Raw genomic sequence first — 15,287 nt, forward strand, 5'->3', positions numbered from 1 at the left:
CATTATTTGGTAGGCCAAGCCGAGGAACCCGACGAGCCAGCGGCATCGAATAGTTCGAGCAGATGGGGCAGCAGCCGCTCCTGCACGTCGGCCACGGAAACGGCCCGGGCATTCCCCAACTCTTGTGCCAGAGAGGTCACGGCCTTGTCGGTGATGCCGCAGGGCACGATGTGGCCGAAATAAGAAAGGTCGGGGTTTACGTTCAGGGCGAAGCCGTGGAGCGTGACCCAACGGCTGCACTTCACGCCGAGGGCGCAGATTTTGCGGGGTTGGGCGCGCCGGCTTCCCAGTCCAGCCACACGCCGGTGAGGCCGGCGATGCGCCCGGCGTTCAGGCCGTACCCGGCCAGCGTGCGGATGACGGCTTCCTCCAGCGTGCGCAGGTACCAGTGGATATCGGGCCGGAAATTGTCGAGGTCGAGGATGGGGTAGCCCACCAGGCGGCCGGGGCCGTGGTAGGTGATGTCCCCTCCCCGGTTGATGCGGTGAAAGCTGGCGCCGTGCGTGACCAAAGCTTCCTCATCGAGTAGCAGGTGCTCGGGCTTGCCGCTCTTTCCTAAGGTATACGTGTGCGGATGCTCGCAGAGCAGCAGGTGGTTGGGCGTGGGCGCCGGCGCGATGCCGGCAGCTTCGGCCTGGCGGTTCTGGACCTTGATGGCCATTGTGGCCTCCATCAGCTCCTCCTGCAGATGCCAGGTGGGCACGTAGTCTACCAATCCCAAACGCTGCACGCGAAGCACCCGATTAGAAGACGCGCTGGCGTCGTCGGGGCGGGAGGCGTCGAGCAGTTGGGACGGGAACTGTTCTACGGATGAGGCCATGTGCGTGGGTTGATGAAACGGGACGCAAAGGTACTAAGCGCCGTAAGCTTTAGGCGACACCCTGCTTGGACCAACCACTTTAGCCCCGGCCGACGTATGCTGGCTTGCCGGCAAATCCTTTAGCTCAACCCGTCGCTTGCCTTATGGCGCACTCTCCCCATGCACTCGGCCAGGCCGGCGAAGACGCGGCCGCCGGCCATTTCCAGGCGCTGGGCTACGAGGTAGTGGCCCGAGGCTACCGGCACGGCCGGGCCGAGGTGGACCTGGTGATGCGCCAGGGCGCCACGCTGCTCGTTTTTGTGGAAGTCAAAACCCGGTCCTCCGGCCAGTACGGCCCGCCCGAAACGTTTGTCTCGACCCGCAAAAAGGAGTTGTTCCGCTTGGCCGCCACGCACTTGCAGGAAGAGCTTGACTGGCGCGGCGACATTCGCTTCGACATCGTCGCGCTGACGCTGCTCAGCCAGGGCTTCCGCCTCGAGCACTTCGAGGATGCCTTTTATTGAGCCAGATTGTTGAGCCAACTAAATTGAGCTGGCTTACTTCGACCGCTTTGGCGACACCTTGGGCGCGGCGCGGGGCACGGACCGGCGCATTCCGGGCCGGTCTTCGGCCTCGGGCTGGCCGCGCTTGTCGATGTTCTTCTCCTTGTCGTAGATGACGGTGGCGTTGCGGTTGAACTCCCGAATGAGCTCGGGCTCGGTTACTTCCGGGTCGTAGCCGGACTCGCCGTACTTGTACTCGTAGCGCCGGCGGTTGCGAAAGCCCCAGTACTTGCTCCAGACGCCCACTCGCTTGCCGTTCTCGAACTGGCCGCGCCAGTCGGCCTGTCCGTTGATGAGGAACTTGGCGTAGTCGCCTTCCAGCTTGCCGTTCACGTACGGCACCACTTCGTTGATGAGGCTGCGGTCTTCGCCGTAGTAGCTCACGTTGGCATCGCGCGGGAAGCCCATTTCGTAGTGGACTTTGCTCAGCAGCACGCCATTTTTATCGAACCTTTCCCAACGCAGATGCCGGGTACCCAGGGCGTAGTAGCCGGTTTCAATTACCTTGTTGTTTTGCAGCTTTTTGTAGGGGCCGTGCAGGATTTTGAGCGAGGGTTCGTCCTCTTCTATCGCCGCCAGCTTCAGGATTTTGTGCTTCTTGGTGTCGAAGTAATAGTGGGCCGGGGCGTAGGCATTGAGCGGCATGGGGGTTTTGAGGAAGTAGAACACCTCCACCACCTGGTTGCGTCCCTTTGGCCCGCTCTTGGCAAATCCCCGCTTGATTTTCTCGCCCAGAAAAACCTTCTTTTTCTTCTTGGGCTTGCGTTGAGCTTCTTTCTCAGCCTCCTTGGCGGCGCGCTCCTGCTCCTTGGTAATCACCACCTTGCGAGCGGTGCTAAGCGAAGGCTTGCCGTTGAGCGAATCGGCGGTGCGGGTGAGTGTATCCGCCCCAAGCGCGGCCACGATGGGCTGCTCGGGGTTGCTGTTGAAGGATACACTTTTGCGGGTACACGCCCACGGCAGCAGGGTGCACAGCACCATTGCCAAACTCAGGGAACGCAGCGGCCGCAGCCACAAACTGAAAATACGCATGAACAGCACGGAATAATATCGCGGCATCAACGCAAATGTAGGTCGGTTTGGTGCCCTCGCTCCGGACGGGCCGAGATAGGGTTGAGGCTAGGGAAGGCGGTTGGGCAAGGTTGGGGAAAGCGGTTTTGGGCAGTGGCTCACCCCTGAGCCAACTCCTCCGTCACTGCATTACCTCCCTCGTATTCAAGTCCAGGCGCTGGCCGGCCACCAGCAGGTGCACGTGCAGCCGGTGGCCGCTGATAATCTGGTCGTGCGCCAAGTCGGCCAGGTTGTTGTGCGTGGTTTCGGAAGCGTCGACCACCACCACCACTTCGTCGCCGAATACCTCCACCGGCTGGTCGGGGCGCACGATGAGGCCGGTTTCCTCGCTCAGCCCAATGCCCAGCAGCGTCGGCTGGTCCAGTACGGCGTGCATCAGGCGGGGATAGCGGCCGCGCTCGGCAAAGTGCTGGTCGAGCAGCACGCCAGGCAGCAGGCCCAGACCGGGCTTCACCTCGATGCGGCCCTTCTTAAGGCTGCGCCAGCCATGGCCGTACACCAGCATAACCTCGGCCATGGCCGACGCCCCGGCGCTGGTGCCGGCCACAATAAAGCCGGGTTCGTGCTGGTACTTGTCCTTTAGTACAGTCAGGAACTCGGTGCCCAGCAGAAAGTCGGTGAGGCGCTCCTGGTCGCCCCCGCTCATGAACAGGAGCGTGGCCTTGCGCAGGCGCTCCAGCGTGCTGGGGTCGTCGGCCGGGTGGGTTTCGTCGACCCATAAATGCCGGACGTGGGGGCAGTCCAGTGGTGCCAGGAGTGGGCGTAGGCGGCGGCGGTGCGGGCGGGCTGCCGGCGGGTGGCCGTGGTGAGCACCTCGATAATGGCCGACGGGCCGGGCAGCAGGCCGGCCAGCAGGGCCAGCATGGGGTCGTCGTCGCCACCGCCCAGCATAACAAGGGTACCGCGCGGCGCGGCAACGGAAGAGGTAAGAGGCATTGGCACGGGTTTAGAGGCGGCAAGATGGCGGTTTTGGGTTGAAGCGGCGCCCGCCCCGTTGCCTAACGGTTATTTTTGGCCCGAAGCTGTGCTTTAGCCCTACTTTTGTGGGGCCACGCCTCCTCTCCTATCTAGTCCGCTTGCCTAGCGAAGCACTCTCCGCCCTCTTTTCATGCAGCCGCAGTCCGTGGAAACCATCACGTCCCTGATTCAGGAGGGCGAATTTTTCAAGCTGAAGGAGGTGCTCCGCGAGTTTCAGCCCTCGGAGCCTGGTTACCCTTATTGAGGAGGAAGAGGAACGCGAGCAGGCTCATCATCTTCCGGCTGCTGCCGCTGAAGCTGGCCACGGAGGTGTTCGAGTACCTCGACCTGGAAATCCAGCGGCACTTTCTCGACAACCTGGCCCAGGACAAGATGGCCGACATCCTCAACGAGATGTCGCCGGACGACCGCACCACCCTGCTCGAGTTCCTGCCCGCCAACTTCGTGGCCGAGCCTGGTGCAGAGCCTTTCGGAAGAGGAGCGCAAGGTGACCCTGCAGCTGCTGGGCTACCCCGAAGAGTCGGTGGGCCGCCTGATGACGCCCGACTACATCGCCATTCGCGAGACGTGGACGGTGCAGCAGGTGCTCGACTACATCCGCCAGCACGGCGGGCAGTCCGAAACGCTGAGCATGCTTTACGTGACCGATGCCCAGGGCGTGTTGCTCGACGACATCCGCATCCGCGAGTTTCTGCTGGCCGCACCCACAGCCCGGGTGCGCGACCTCATGGACCGCCGCTTTGTGCAGCTGCACGCCAACCAGGACCAGGAAGAAGCCATCGACGTGTTCCGCCGTAACGACCGCAACGCCCTGCCCGTGGTTTCGGACCAGGGCATTTTGCTGGGCATCGTCACCATCGACGACATCCTGAGCATTCGGGAGCAGGAAGACACCGAGGACATGCAGAAGCTCGGCGGCTCCGAAGCCCTCGACGAGCCGTACCTGGCTACCTCAATATGGGGCATGGTGAAAAAGCGGGCCGGCTGGCTGGTAATCCTGCTCATCGGCGAGATGCTGACCACCTCGGCCATGCACCACTTCGAAGACGACCTGCAGAAAGCCGCCGTGCTGGGCTTGTTCATTCCGCTTATTATCTCGGCTGGGGGCAATGCCGGTTCGCAGGCTACCTCGCTTATTATCCGGGCCATGAGCCTGGGTGAGTTCAGGCTGAGCGACTGGTGGCTGGTAATGCGGCGCGAGCTGCAGTCGGGCTTGCTGCTGGGCCTTATCCTGGGCGTAGTGGGCTCGTTTCGTATCGTGCTCTGGGCCACGGTTATAGACCCCGGCTACTTCGGCCCGTATTGGCAGTTGATTGCCGTTACGGTAGGCATCTCGCTGCTGGGCATTGTGTTGTGGGGAGCTTTGGCGGGCGCTATGCTGCCCATGCTGCTCAAGCGCCTGGGACTTGACCCCGCCACTGCTTCGGCGCCCTTCGTAGCCACGCTGGTAGACGTGACGGGCCTCATCATTTACTTCTCAGTGGCTACAGCCATGCTGCAAGGCACGCTGCTGTAAGCACAGCCTCTGCCAGGGAACTGCGTCCTGCCTGGTCCAGTGCTGGAAAAGCTGAGCTGAGCTCAGTTGCTAGGGTGTGTGGACAATCGCCGACCTTTGGGTGGTGCGACGCTATGAACTCAAAGATGCCGATTGGGCGCGATTAGCGCCCCTGTTGCCGGGCAAAGCCGGCGATGCCGGCCGCTCGGCGGCAGACAACCGCTTGTTTTTAAACGCCGTGCTCTGGATTGCCCGCAGCGGCGCGCCGTGGCGCGATTTGCCCGAGCGGTTCGGGCCGTGGAACTCCACGTACCGCCGCTTCCGCCGCTGGGCGCAGAAAGGCGTCTGGCAACGCGTATTCGAGGCCGTACAAGACCCGGACCTGGACTGGGCCATGCTCGATTCCACCAGCGTGCGGGCCCACCAGCACGCCGCGGGGCAAAAAAGCAGTGCCCTAGCCGAAGCGCTGGGCCGTTCGCGCGGCGGGTTCACCAGCAAGCTCCACGTCGTCGTAGACGCGCTGGGCAACCCGCTGCGCTTGCGGTTGACGCCTGGACAGCAGGCCGATTGCACCGTGGCCGCGGACTTGCTGGCCGGATTGGCGGTGGGGGCCGTGCTGGCCGACAAGGCCTACGACACCGATGCCCTCGTGGCCGGCTGCGCCCAAACCGGCGCGGCCCTCGTCGTGCCCAGCAAGCGCAGCCGGCGCGTGGCGCGGGTGCTGGACCGCAACCTCTACGCTGACCGCAACAAAGTCGAGCGCTTCTTCAACCGCCTCAAGCAGTACCGACGCCTGGCCACGCGCTATGAAAAAACGGGCGCCTCCTTTCTCGCTTTCGCGCATTGCGCCGCTACTCTCGTCTGGTTGCTCTAATTGTCCACACACCCTAGTCCAGCCGTCGGCGATTGGCCTTTTTCTCGCCCTGCAGCTTCTTGCCTTCAAGGCGCTTGCGGACGGCGCTTTTGCTGGGCTTGGTGGCCTTGCGGGGCTTGGGCCGGCGCAGGCTTTTTGCAGCAGGCTCGTGAAAGCGGACCAGGGCAATTTCCTTGTTGCGCAGCTGGCTGCGGTCGTCCTGGGCCGTGATGAGGAGCAAGCCTTCGGCCGTAAGCTGCTGGCTCAACTTCTCCAGAATCAATACTTTCTGGCTGTCGCTGAGCACCTGCGAGTTTTGCACATGAAAGCGCAGGCTCAACCCGTGATTCCACCTTGTTGACGTTCTGCCCGCCGGGGCCGCTGGAGCGGCTGGTCTGGAAGATTATTTCGGGCAGAAAGGCGTCGGCGGGAGCTAGCACTGGTTTTAGTTATGAGTTTTGAGTGATAAATTATGAGTTAAGCATCAGACGTCTTTAGGCTGACAATTCATAATTCATCACTAAAAACTCACAACTATTTATTCAGCAGCATGGCGCCGTAGGAATACCCACCGCCAAAAACCGTGATTATCACCTTGTCGCCGCCCTTGAGCGTGTCCCAGACCTCGGCCAGGCCGATGGCGGCGCCGGCACAGCCGGTGTTGCCGAGGCGGTCGATGTTATTCACTGCCCGGGCCGGGTCGATGCCGAGCTGCTTCACCACATTTTTCGAGATGCGCAGGTTGGCCTGGTGCGGGATGAGGTAGGTCAGGTCCGGCGTGGCAATGTGGTGCTTGTCGAGCAGGATTTGCGTCACCTTGGCCATGTAGAGGCAGGCCTGCTGAAATACGTCGCGGCCAAACGGCATCACAATGCCTTTGTCTACCGGCTTGAGCGTCACCGATTCGTCGGCTTTGCTCACGGGCGCGGCCCCACCGGTGATGACCTCGGCAATGCTCAGGTCGTCGGGGCTGATGCGCTCCTTGGAAATGAGCAGGGCCGCGGCGCCATCGCCCCACAAGTGGCCGGCCATGGTGTCTTCCTCGTTGTTGTAGGCCGTGTTGTGCTCGGTGACCACCACAATGGCGCGGGTGGCCTTGCCCATGGCAAAGTAGCCCTCCACTATCTCCACGGCATTAAGCAGGGAAGAGCAGGCCGAGGAGATGCTCACCGTCGGAATCTCGTTGATATCGAGGTAGCGCTGCACGGCGTGGGCGGCCGTGAAGATGGTATCGTGCGGCGTGTAGGTGCCCGCCACTACCAGGTCTATCGAATCCTGGGCAAAAGCCGGCGCAGCGGCCAATACGGCGCGGGTAGCCGCGATGGCCATGGTGTTGGCATTTTCGCCGGGGCCCGCTTTGCGACGCTCCCGAATACCGGTTCGCTCAATTATCCACTCGTCGGCTAGGCCATTCAGGCGAGTGAAGTGAGCATTGGTTACGACTGCCTCCGGAAGGTAGGCAGCCACATGATGAAGGTACACAGAGTGGTGTTGGGTGGGATATTCTTGCGCGCCGTGCGGCCAAACAAAGGTACGGCGCCGGGCCCGCGGCAGCCGGACTGCCCCCGATATGCCCGAATTTTATACACTCTGGCGCCATAACAGTTAACAACAGAAGGCCCCGGCTAACTAAACCAACGTGCTATGCTCTTGTGATTGAACCCGAAGCGGGCCGTGCGGCACAAGCCTAGTAAAGGCCTGACCGGGGGCCGGGTCTTCGCTATTTTTGCCCCATGCCTTTGCTTCATTACCTCGACCAAGGCCAGGGCCGGCCCCTGGTTATCCTCCACGGCCTGTTTGGCACCCTCGATAACTGGCAAACGCTGGCCCGCCGCTGGGCCACCGAAGCCGGGCTGCGCGTCATCAGCGTGGATTTGCGCAACCACGGCCGTTCCTTCCAAAGCAAGGAGCACACCTACGCCCTCATGGCCCAGGACGTGCTGGCGCTATTCGACCACCTGGGCCTGGGCCCCGATGCCTCGCTGATGGGCCACAGCATGGGCGGCAAAGTGGCCATGCGCTTCGCCCTGGACTACCCCGACCGCCTGGCCCGCCTGCTGGTGCTCGACATTGCCCCGCGCTTCTCCGACATGCAGCACCAGGACGACATTCTGGAGGGCTTGCGCGCCGTGCCACTCGCCACCCTGGAAAGCCGGCAGCAAGCCGATGAGGCCATGGCCCGGCACATTCCGCAGGTGGGCGTGCGGCAGTTCCTGCTCAAGAACCTGTACCGCCGCGAAGACAACTCCTTTGCCTGGCGCATCAATCTGGATACGCTGGTGGACTCGATGCCCGCGGTGGGCGAGGAAACCACGGCCGCGCATCCGTTTCTGAAGCCCACTTTGTTTGTCCGGGGCGGGAAGTCGAACTACATAACGGCCGAGGATAAGCTGTACGGCATCCCGGCGCTCTTCCCCAACTCGCAGGTAGAAACCGTGGTCGATGCCGGCCACTGGCTGCACGCCGAAAAGCCGGAAGAAGTGTTCCGCCTGGTGCAGGCCTTTGTGAAGCAATAGCGTTTTGGCTCAACTTCCAGCCCAACCTGGGCTGTGACCCCGAATCGCAGTTTCTATAAGCCCAACCATGTCGCAATTAGCGGCTCCGCACGATGGCGGGGCCGCTAATTTTTTCGGCCAAAACGCTGCGAAAACACGGTTTTGTGAAAATTTTTCATGGCTTGAGACAACCGTTATTTCCAGGCGCCATCTATAGCGTTGTCTGACCTAGGAGACAAAAAAACTTTCTCACCTCTTTTCTGCAATCCATCATGCAACTCAAATCAATCCCGCTGTGGGGTGGGCTGTGCCTGCTCTTCAGTGCCGGAGCGGCCACTGCCCAGGTTCCGGCGCCCACCATCGCCGCCAGCACCCACCACTCCGCGAGCATCCGCCCCGATGGCACCCTCTGGACGTGGGGCCTCAACCTGGAAGGCCAGTTGGGCAATGGCACCGCCACTGCCAGCGCCACGCCGGTGCAGGTGATGCCCCAAGACCCCACCACCCGGTGGACCACGGTAGCCACCGGCACCTCGCACACCCTTGCCCTGACCACCGACGGCCGCATCTTCGCCTGGGGCAGCAACCAGCACGGCCAGGCTCGGCGACGGCACCAACACCTCGCACCTCACCCCCGTAGCCGTTGAGCTACCCGCCTCGGCGGCCAATGCCACCTGGAAGCAGCTGGCCGCGGGCACCTCGCACTCCCTGGCCCTCACCACCGACGGCCGGCTGTATGCCTGGGGCTACAACACCAGCGGCCAGGCTCGGCACTGGTTTCACCAACGCCCGCACCACCCCCGCCGAAGTGCCGCTCCCACTGAGCGCAGCCAACACCACCTGGGCCGAGGTGGCAGCCGGCAACGGCCACACGCTCGGCCTCACGGCCGATGGCCGGCTGTATGCCTGGGGCAGCAACGACTACGGCCAGCCTGGGAGATGGCTCCACCACCCGTTCGCTGGTGCCCGTAGCAGTCGGGATGACCAAGAAGCTGGCCGGCCTGCGCTGGGCCCACGTGGCCACGGGCCGGTTCCACACCTTGGCCGTGACCAAAGACGGCCGCCTGTACGGCTGGGGCTCCAACCGTTTTGGCCAGCTCGCCAACCAGGAGTACGCCCTGAATGCTCTACCCGAGCCCATTTCCCTGGCTCCCCGCCTGGCCCGCACGGTGTGGACGCGGGTAGCCGCCGGCGATGCGCACTCGCTGGCCCTGAGCGCCGACGGCCGCTTGGTGGCATGGGGCAACAACTGCGCGGGCCAGGCGGGCGATGGCACCACCACGTGGCAGCTAAGCCCGGCACCAGTAGCAAAGCCCGAAAACGCGCCGGCCGCCACCTGGGCGGGCATAGCCAGTGGGGGCTTCCATAGCTTGGCTTACACCGCCGATGGCCAGCTCTGCACCTGGGGTGCCAACGTACACGGACAATTGGGCAACGGCACCACCCAGAACCAAAGCCGCCCCCTGCCCCAGGACCCCGCCCTTACTTCGCAGCAAACAGCGGGCAGCAGCGGCGACATGAGCTCCTCGAGAGGCGTAGAGCCCTGGGGCCTCAACGACAACCGCCTGATGGATGAGCTGCCGGAATCCCCCAGCTACATGATGATTGTGCGTTCGAAAGACGACGGTCGTCCCTAAATCTGGGGAAGAATTCTCAATACAACCCCGGGGCGTAGCGACTGGCGAATCCCGTCAGCCGCTACGCCCCGGGGTTGTATTGACGTGCAGAAGACAGCCGAGGAAATACTGGTGGCTGGCCCGGCAACCGGCCGCGCCGTTCCTTTGCGCCTTCACATCCGCTGCCCATGCCCGCCACCCTTTACCTCATCCCTACCCCTCTGGCCGACGACACGGCCCCGCAAGTGCTGCCGCCGCAGGTGGTAACGGCCGTGGGCACCCTCCCCTATTTCCTGGTGGAGAATGCCCGCACGGCCCGGCGCTTTGTGAAAAGCGTGGCCCCCACCGCGTCATCGAGGACATTCGCTTCACCGTCATCGACAAAGACAGCACCGACGCGGAGGTGCGTGCGGCCCTGGTACCGCTGGTGAAAGAAGGCCTCGACGGCGGCATTCTGAGCGAAGCCGGCTGCCCGGGCATTGCCGACCCCGGCGCCGCGCTGGTGCGCGAAGCCCACCGGCAGGGCCTGAAAGTGGTGCCGTTGGTGGGGCCGTCTTCGCTGTTACTGGCCCTGATGGCCTCGGGCCTGAACGGACAGCAGTTTGCTTTCCATGGCTACCTGCCCATTGAGAAAGCGCCGCGCGCAGCTGCCATCAAAACGCTGGAGCGCGAGGCCCAGCAGCGGCAGCAGTCGCAGCTGTTTATCGAGACCCCTTATCGCAACGGGTCACTATTCAGCGACTTGCTGGCGCACCTGCAGCCCGGCACCCGCCTCTGTGTGGCCGCCGATGTCACGGGCGCCGGCGAGTTCATTAAGACCCTGCCGGTCTCGGACTGGCGCCGGCTGCCGGCACCAGAGCTGCACAAGATTCCGACGGTGTTCGTCATCGGCACGTAGCCCAACAGGCTAGCTGGCCATGGCCAAAATTGTTTCGCCGTGCTGGCTGACATCGAGGCCGTCGGCTTCGTGGCGGGCGTTCACCCGAATCGGAATCAGCAGGTTGGTGAACTTATAGAGTAGAAACGAGCCGCCGAAGGTGAAGGCCGAAATAAAGGCCAGCGCACCCAGATGATGCAGAAGCAAGGTGGGTGAGCCGGTAATCAGGCCACCTTCCTTGGCAAAAACAGCCGTCATAATCATTCCCACGATGCCGCCCACACCGTGGCAGGGAAATACGTCGAGGGTGTCGTCGAGCGTCGTGCGGTTTTTCATGGCCACAGCCCAGGCGCTGATGGCCGCGGCGCTCGCACCAATGAACAGGGCCGGCCCGTAGCTTACGTAGCCCGCCGCGGGCGTAATGGCCACCAGGCCCACCACTGCGCCTATTGCCGCGCCCACGGCCGAGGGGCGCTGCCCGCGTACGGCTTCAATCAGCATCCAGGTGAGCATGGCGGCCGCCGAGGCCATGTGCGTGGTGAAAAAGGCCTGCACCGCTACGGTATTGGCTGCCAGGGCCGAGCCGGAGTTGAAGCCAAACCAGCCAAACCACAGCAGGCCCGTACCCAGCAGCACAAACGGGATGTTCACCGGAATGTGCTGGTGGCCAGCCTTGTGGGCCTCGCGTCGGCCCAAGGCCAGGGCGCCGGCCAGGGCGGCAAAGCCGGCCGAAATGTGTACCACCGTGCCACCTGCAAAGTCGAGCACGCCCCATTTAAACAGGAAGCCATCGGGGTGCCAGGTCCAGTGGGCCAGCGGGCAGTAGATGCACAGGCTAAACAGGCACATGAACAGCAGGTAGCCCCAAAACCGAATCCGCTCGGCAAAGGCGCCGCTGATGAGCGCCGGCGTGATAATGGCAAACTTGAGCTGAAATGCCGCATATAGCACCAGCGGCAGGTTGGGCGCCAGCCGTGCGTGCGGCGCCGTGCCCACGTGGTTGAAGAGCAAAAACGTCAGCGGATTGCCAATGACCCCGCCAAGACTGTCGCCAAATGCCAGCGAAAAGCCCACCACGTACCACAGCACCGATATGACGCCCAGCGCAATAAAGCTCTGCAGCATGGTGGAGATGACACTGCGCTTGCTCACCATGCCGCCGTAGAAAAACGCCAGGCCCGGCACCATAAACAGCACGAGGCCCGAGGCCGTGAGCATCCAGGCTAGGTCGGCCGGCACAAAGGCATTGGGTTGCGCGTCGGGGTGGTCCTGGGGCAGCAGGGCGGCTACCAGCGCCAGCGTTAGAAGAATGCCCAAGCAGGCCGAAGCCAAGTACTGTTTGCGAGTCATCACCGGTATAATTTTAGAGGTCATATCACCCCTAAATTACACACATTTCTTAATTGACCTTAAATATTTAGGGTACTTGAATAAATTTTCACACGATTTAAAGCAAAACCACCCTCTTTTTAAAGGATATTTCCACCAATATGCACAATTACGACTAAAGCAGGTTGATGCGGAAAGCGGTATGTCCGGTTGCCTCGGTTTGCAGCTGAAACGTGAAGCCGTGGGCCAGCAGAATGTCCCGAACCAGCGTTAGCCCAATGCCCTGCCCGTCGCGCTTGGTGCTGAAGAACGGCGTGAACAAGCGCTGGCTCACCTCAGGCGTTAGCGGGGGCCGTCGTTTTCGATGACTACCGAAGGCGGCTGGGCGGTGGTGCGCACCCAGATGTTGCCGTTGCGCCCGATGGCTTCGAGGGCATTTTTGGCAATGTTGAGAAGGGCCTGCTCCATTTGCTGGGCGTCGAGGTTGAGGAACAGCGGCGTGCTGGGAAAATCCATGTGCCACTTGATGTGGCGTTCCTCGCTCTGGGGCTGCAGCAGCCGGCAGATGCTGCGCAGCAAGGCGTGCAGGTCGGTGGGCTGGGGCGAAGGAGGAGGCAGCCGGACCAGGCGGGCAAAGTTGCCAATGAAGTTGGCCAGCTGGGTGTTGCGGGCAATGCTGACGTCGAGGGCTTGGGTGTAATCGGGCCGGTCGTCGGGGCCCGGCTGGGGCGCGTAGTGGTAGAAGCTGTGCAGAATGGAATTGATGGCGCCGATGGAGTTGTTGATTTCGTGCGACATCATCCGAATCAGCTTGCCATACGCCTGCTTTTCCTGCTGAATCAGCTCCTGGGTTAGCTCTTCCAGCACAATAAAGCGGCGCGTGAAGCCCCGGTCCAGAAAGTGGGCCGTGTGGGTTCGGTAGGTTTGCAGGCCGGAGAGGCGCAGCGACTGCGGCTTGCTCTCGGCGAGCGCCGCCAGGGCTGGGCCCCAGGCCCCGGGCAAATGGGCCGGCAGCTTGCCGTGCAGCGCGGCTGTCGATTGGCCTAGGAACCGTTCGGCGGCGGCGTTCACTTCCTCAATGCGGCCGTCAAAATCCAGCAGCATAATGCCCGCCGGGGAAGCCTGGATAAGGCGCTCAAGCAGAAAGCTTTTTCGTGCTGGCTCACCCGCTCGTGCCGGAGCGCGTCAATCATCTGGTTGTAGACGTTGATGAGCTGGTCCATCTCCTGCTGGCCCACGGGCACAAACTTCATCGAGAAGTCCTTGGCCTGAATGGCCGTGGTGCCCGCCGCAATGAGCTGGAACGGCCGCACAAAGCCCTGGTAGAGCTGCACAGTGAGGTAGATGCTCACCAGCAGGAGCACCTCCGAAGCCACAAACAGCACCGGGTTGGTGGTGCGCAGCTGCGCCGCCAGCGCAATAAGCACGGCGTGGATGATGACGACGAACAGTAGAAACTTGGTGCGGAGCGTCATGGATGAAAGCGCCTTGCTAAAACAGTTTAAGGGCTTGGTGTACCGTAGCGCGGACTCTGTAGTCCGCGTCCCCGCGCCGTTCGGGTGTCCGCCGGGGACGCGGACTGCAAAGTCCGCGCTACAAGCAGTGGTCTATACACTGACTCCGGAATGGCCCTAAGGCATTATACTAAAGCCGTTTGTCATGCAGAGCGCAGCGAAGCATCTTTACCGCTTCGTTGAGCTGATTGGGTTAGTTACGCGGTAAAGATGCTTCGCTGCGCTCTGCATGACGTTCTTTTTCTTGGCTTCTCTTTGCATGCCGCTACTCCACCGTATCATAAGGAATGGCGTGCTTCTCTAGCCTCCTGTATAGCGCCCCACGGCTCAGGCCCAACGCTTTTGCTACGCGGCTGATATTGCCCTCGTAGTGCGTGAGGGCTTGCCGAATCATTTGGGCTTCCAGCTCGTCGAGTGTCATGGTGCCGGGGGTGGGCAGCTCGCCGGGGGCGGGGGCCGCACGGGCAGGCGCTGGGCATTGGCCTGGAAATCCTCGGGGCCCAGGCTCGTCTTTGCCGCTCACGAGCACGGCGCGCTCCACCAGGTTCTTGAGCTCGCGGATGTTGCCGGGCAAAGACTGCTCGCGCAGCCAGTGCAGGGCGCGGGCGCCCACCTTGAGCGCGGGCCGGTGGTAGGTGGCGCGCAGCTGGTCGACGAAGTGCTGGGTGAGCAGGGGAATGTCCTGGGCGCGCTCGCGCAGGGCGGGCAGGCGCACCGTAATCAGGTTGATGCGGTAGAACAGGTCTTCGCGAAAGCGGCCCTGCTGCACCATCTCGGCCAGGTTGCGGTTGGTGGCGGCGATGACGCGAATGTCGAGGCGGCGGGGCTTGCTGTCGCCGAGCACTTCGTAGGTGCGGTCTTGCAGCACGCGCAGCAGCTTCACCTGGCTGGCCATTTCCAGCTCCCCGATTTCGTCGAGGAAAATGGTGCCGCCGTTGGCCATCTCGAAGCGGCCCAGGCGGTCGGCTTTGGCATCGGTGAAGGCGCCGCGGCGGTGGCCGAACATTTCGCTTTCAAACAGCGAGGCCGAGATACCGCCCAGATTTACCTTCACGAAGGGCCCGTGGCGTCGCTCGCTATTGCGGTGAATGGCCTCGGCAATCAGCTCCTTGCCGGTACCGCTTTCGCCTTCGATGAGCACGGAGGCATCGGTGGCGGCTACCTGGCCCACTTGGCGCAGCACGTGGAGCAGCTGCGCATCCTGCCCGATGATGTCGCCGAAGCGGTACTGCTTGTCGAGCGCGCGGCGCTGGGCGGCAGGTGCGTCGGCCTCGGTGGCAGCGTGGTCGCCCTGGTTTTCGTGCAGGCGCAGCACCGTGCGGATGGTTTGCAGCAGGGCGTCGTTGTGCCAGGGCTTGGTCACAAACTCGGCCGCGCCGGCTTTCATGCCCGCCACGGCCAGGCCGATGGAGCCCCAGCCCGTGATGAGGATAACCGGCACTTGCGGGGCAATGTGCTTCACCTGAGCAAGCAGGCTCGAGGCCGTCGTGGCCGCTGGTATCGAGTGAGAAGTTCATGTCCATCAGCACCAGGCGGGGCTGCGTTTCGCGCACCACGCGCAGGGCTTCTTCGGGCGTTGCTACCGCCTCGGCCGCGTAGCCGCCTTGCTTCAGCAGGAGCTTCAGCGAGGTGCGGATAGCGAGGTCATCATCGACGATGAGAAACATGGCAATACTATATAAATAAAGCGCAAATTA

General features: G+C 62.7%; 18 protein-coding genes and 5 pseudogenes. 11 read left to right on the forward strand and 12 right to left on the reverse strand.

The window, feature by feature from the left end:
• Window positions 1-2: 2 nt before the first annotated feature.
• Window positions 3-820 (reverse strand): annotated as a pseudogene (gene lipB, locus ACFQT0_RS02880) (lipoyl(octanoyl) transferase LipB).
• A gap of 143 nt (window positions 821-963) precedes the next feature.
• On the opposite strand from lipB, the gene ACFQT0_RS02885 reads away from it, so the two are divergent.
• Window positions 964-1,323: a YraN family protein gene (locus tag ACFQT0_RS02885; protein ID WP_380200237.1), complete on the forward strand. Its 360-nt coding sequence runs from the start codon at window positions 964-966 to the stop codon at window positions 1,321-1,323.
• A 33-nt stretch (window positions 1,324-1,356) separates the two neighbouring features.
• Here ACFQT0_RS02885 and ACFQT0_RS02890 read toward each other — a convergent pair whose 3' ends face one another.
• From ACFQT0_RS02890 to ACFQT0_RS02900, 3 genes are all read right to left on the reverse strand, one after another.
• Window positions 1,357-2,343, reverse strand: a complete 987-nt coding sequence (locus ACFQT0_RS02890) for a toxin-antitoxin system YwqK family antitoxin (RefSeq protein ID WP_380200239.1) — start codon at window positions 2,341-2,343, stop codon at window positions 1,357-1,359.
• A gap of 211 nt (window positions 2,344-2,554) precedes the next feature.
• Window positions 2,555-3,187: a cyanophycinase gene (locus ACFQT0_RS02895; RefSeq protein WP_380205890.1), complete on the reverse strand. Its 633-nt coding sequence runs from the start codon at window positions 3,185-3,187 to the stop codon at window positions 2,555-2,557.
• Window positions 3,076-3,369 carry a hypothetical protein gene (locus ACFQT0_RS02900; RefSeq protein WP_380200241.1) on the reverse strand — a complete coding sequence of 98 codons (294 nt, stop codon included), beginning with the start codon at window positions 3,367-3,369 and terminating at the stop codon, window positions 3,076-3,078. Before ACFQT0_RS02900 ends, ACFQT0_RS02895 begins: the two co-directional genes overlap by 112 nt.
• A 282-nt stretch (window positions 3,370-3,651) precedes the next feature.
• On the opposite strand from ACFQT0_RS02900, the pseudogene ACFQT0_RS02905 reads away from it, so the two are divergent.
• From ACFQT0_RS02905 to ACFQT0_RS02915, 3 genes and pseudogenes are all read left to right on the forward strand, one after another.
• Window positions 3,652-3,804 (forward strand): annotated as a pseudogene (locus tag ACFQT0_RS02905) (magnesium transporter MgtE N-terminal domain-containing protein); the annotation flags it as partial.
• A 64-nt stretch (window positions 3,805-3,868) separates the two neighbouring features.
• Complete coding sequence (gene mgtE / locus ACFQT0_RS02910) at window positions 3,869-4,927, forward strand: magnesium transporter (protein WP_380200243.1); 1,059 nt, start codon at window positions 3,869-3,871, stop codon at window positions 4,925-4,927.
• 103 nt (window positions 4,928-5,030) lie between these two features.
• Window positions 5,031-5,780 carry an IS5 family transposase gene (locus tag ACFQT0_RS02915; RefSeq protein WP_380200245.1) on the forward strand — a complete coding sequence of 250 codons (750 nt, stop codon included), beginning with the start codon at window positions 5,031-5,033 and terminating at the stop codon, window positions 5,778-5,780.
• Window positions 5,781-5,793: 13 nt separating this feature from the next.
• Here the strand turns inward: ACFQT0_RS02915 and ACFQT0_RS02920 are convergent, their stop codons facing one another.
• Window positions 5,794-6,081 (reverse strand): aminoacyl-tRNA hydrolase, encoded by a 288-nt coding sequence (locus tag ACFQT0_RS02920; protein WP_380200247.1) that lies wholly within the window; start codon window positions 6,079-6,081, stop codon window positions 5,794-5,796.
• Window positions 6,082-6,293: 212 nt separating this feature from the next.
• On the reverse strand, window positions 6,294-7,241 hold the full coding sequence (locus tag ACFQT0_RS02925; protein ID WP_380200249.1) for a 3-oxoacyl-ACP synthase III family protein: 948 nt from the start codon (window positions 7,239-7,241) through the stop codon (window positions 6,294-6,296).
• Between the two features lie 251 nt (window positions 7,242-7,492).
• Here ACFQT0_RS02925 and ACFQT0_RS02930 point away from each other — a divergent pair, with 251 nt between their 5' ends.
• The 7 genes and pseudogenes from ACFQT0_RS02930 (at window position 7,493) to ACFQT0_RS02960 (ending at window position 10,768) form a co-directional block, all read left to right on the forward strand.
• Window positions 7,493-8,275 carry an alpha/beta fold hydrolase gene (locus ACFQT0_RS02930; RefSeq protein WP_380200251.1) on the forward strand — a complete coding sequence of 261 codons (783 nt, stop codon included), beginning with the start codon at window positions 7,493-7,495 and terminating at the stop codon, window positions 8,273-8,275.
• Window positions 8,276-8,526: 251 nt separating this feature from the next.
• Window positions 8,527-8,901, forward strand: coding sequence for a hypothetical protein (locus ACFQT0_RS02935; protein WP_380200253.1), 375 nt, complete (start codon window positions 8,527-8,529; stop codon window positions 8,899-8,901).
• A 37-nt stretch (window positions 8,902-8,938) separates the two neighbouring features.
• A pseudogene (locus ACFQT0_RS02940) lies at window positions 8,939-9,007 on the forward strand (RCC1-like domain-containing protein); the annotation flags it as partial.
• Window positions 8,991-9,146: pseudogene (locus ACFQT0_RS02945) on the forward strand (hypothetical protein); the annotation flags it as partial. The pseudogenes ACFQT0_RS02940 and ACFQT0_RS02945, both read left to right, overlap by 17 nt.
• An 88-nt stretch (window positions 9,147-9,234) precedes the next feature.
• Window positions 9,235-9,891 (forward strand): RCC1 domain-containing protein, encoded by a 657-nt coding sequence (locus ACFQT0_RS02950; RefSeq protein ID WP_380200255.1) that lies wholly within the window; start codon window positions 9,235-9,237, stop codon window positions 9,889-9,891.
• Window positions 9,892-10,058: 167 nt separating this feature from the next.
• Window positions 10,059-10,301 carry a hypothetical protein gene (locus ACFQT0_RS02955; RefSeq protein WP_380200257.1) on the forward strand — a complete coding sequence of 81 codons (243 nt, stop codon included), beginning with the start codon at window positions 10,059-10,061 and terminating at the stop codon, window positions 10,299-10,301.
• Window positions 10,274-10,768, forward strand: coding sequence for an SAM-dependent methyltransferase (locus ACFQT0_RS02960; protein ID WP_380200259.1), 495 nt, complete (start codon window positions 10,274-10,276; stop codon window positions 10,766-10,768). The genes ACFQT0_RS02955 and ACFQT0_RS02960 overlap by 28 nt, the downstream gene beginning before the upstream one ends.
• 9 nt (window positions 10,769-10,777) lie before the next feature.
• Here the strand turns inward: ACFQT0_RS02960 and ACFQT0_RS02965 are convergent, their stop codons facing one another.
• The 6 genes and pseudogenes from ACFQT0_RS02965 to ACFQT0_RS02990 form a co-directional block, all read right to left on the reverse strand.
• Window positions 10,778-12,097, reverse strand: coding sequence for an ammonium transporter (locus ACFQT0_RS02965; RefSeq protein WP_380200261.1), 1,320 nt, complete (start codon window positions 12,095-12,097; stop codon window positions 10,778-10,780).
• A 154-nt stretch (window positions 12,098-12,251) separates the two neighbouring features.
• On the reverse strand, window positions 12,252-12,410 hold the full coding sequence (locus tag ACFQT0_RS02970) for an ATP-binding protein (protein WP_380200263.1): 159 nt from the start codon (window positions 12,408-12,410) through the stop codon (window positions 12,252-12,254).
• 8 nt (window positions 12,411-12,418) lie between these two features.
• Complete coding sequence (locus ACFQT0_RS02975) at window positions 12,419-13,180, reverse strand: sensor histidine kinase (RefSeq protein ID WP_380200265.1); 762 nt, start codon at window positions 13,178-13,180, stop codon at window positions 12,419-12,421.
• Complete coding sequence (locus ACFQT0_RS02980; RefSeq protein WP_380200267.1) at window positions 13,144-13,551, reverse strand: HAMP domain-containing protein; 408 nt, start codon at window positions 13,549-13,551, stop codon at window positions 13,144-13,146. The genes ACFQT0_RS02975 and ACFQT0_RS02980 overlap by 37 nt, the downstream gene beginning before the upstream one ends.
• 304 nt (window positions 13,552-13,855) lie before the next feature.
• A complete protein-coding gene (locus ACFQT0_RS02985) occupies window positions 13,856-15,052 on the reverse strand; it encodes a sigma-54 dependent transcriptional regulator (protein ID WP_380200269.1) in 1,197 nt (398 codons plus the stop codon).
• Between the two features lie 100 nt (window positions 15,053-15,152).
• A pseudogene (locus ACFQT0_RS02990) lies at window positions 15,153-15,257 on the reverse strand (hypothetical protein); the annotation flags it as partial.
• Between the last annotated feature and the right edge of the window lie 30 nt (window positions 15,258-15,287).

The organism is Hymenobacter humi, assembly GCF_042665855.1.
In the GTDB taxonomy this organism is placed as follows: Bacteria; Bacteroidota; Bacteroidia; order Cytophagales; family Hymenobacteraceae; genus Hymenobacter; species Hymenobacter humi.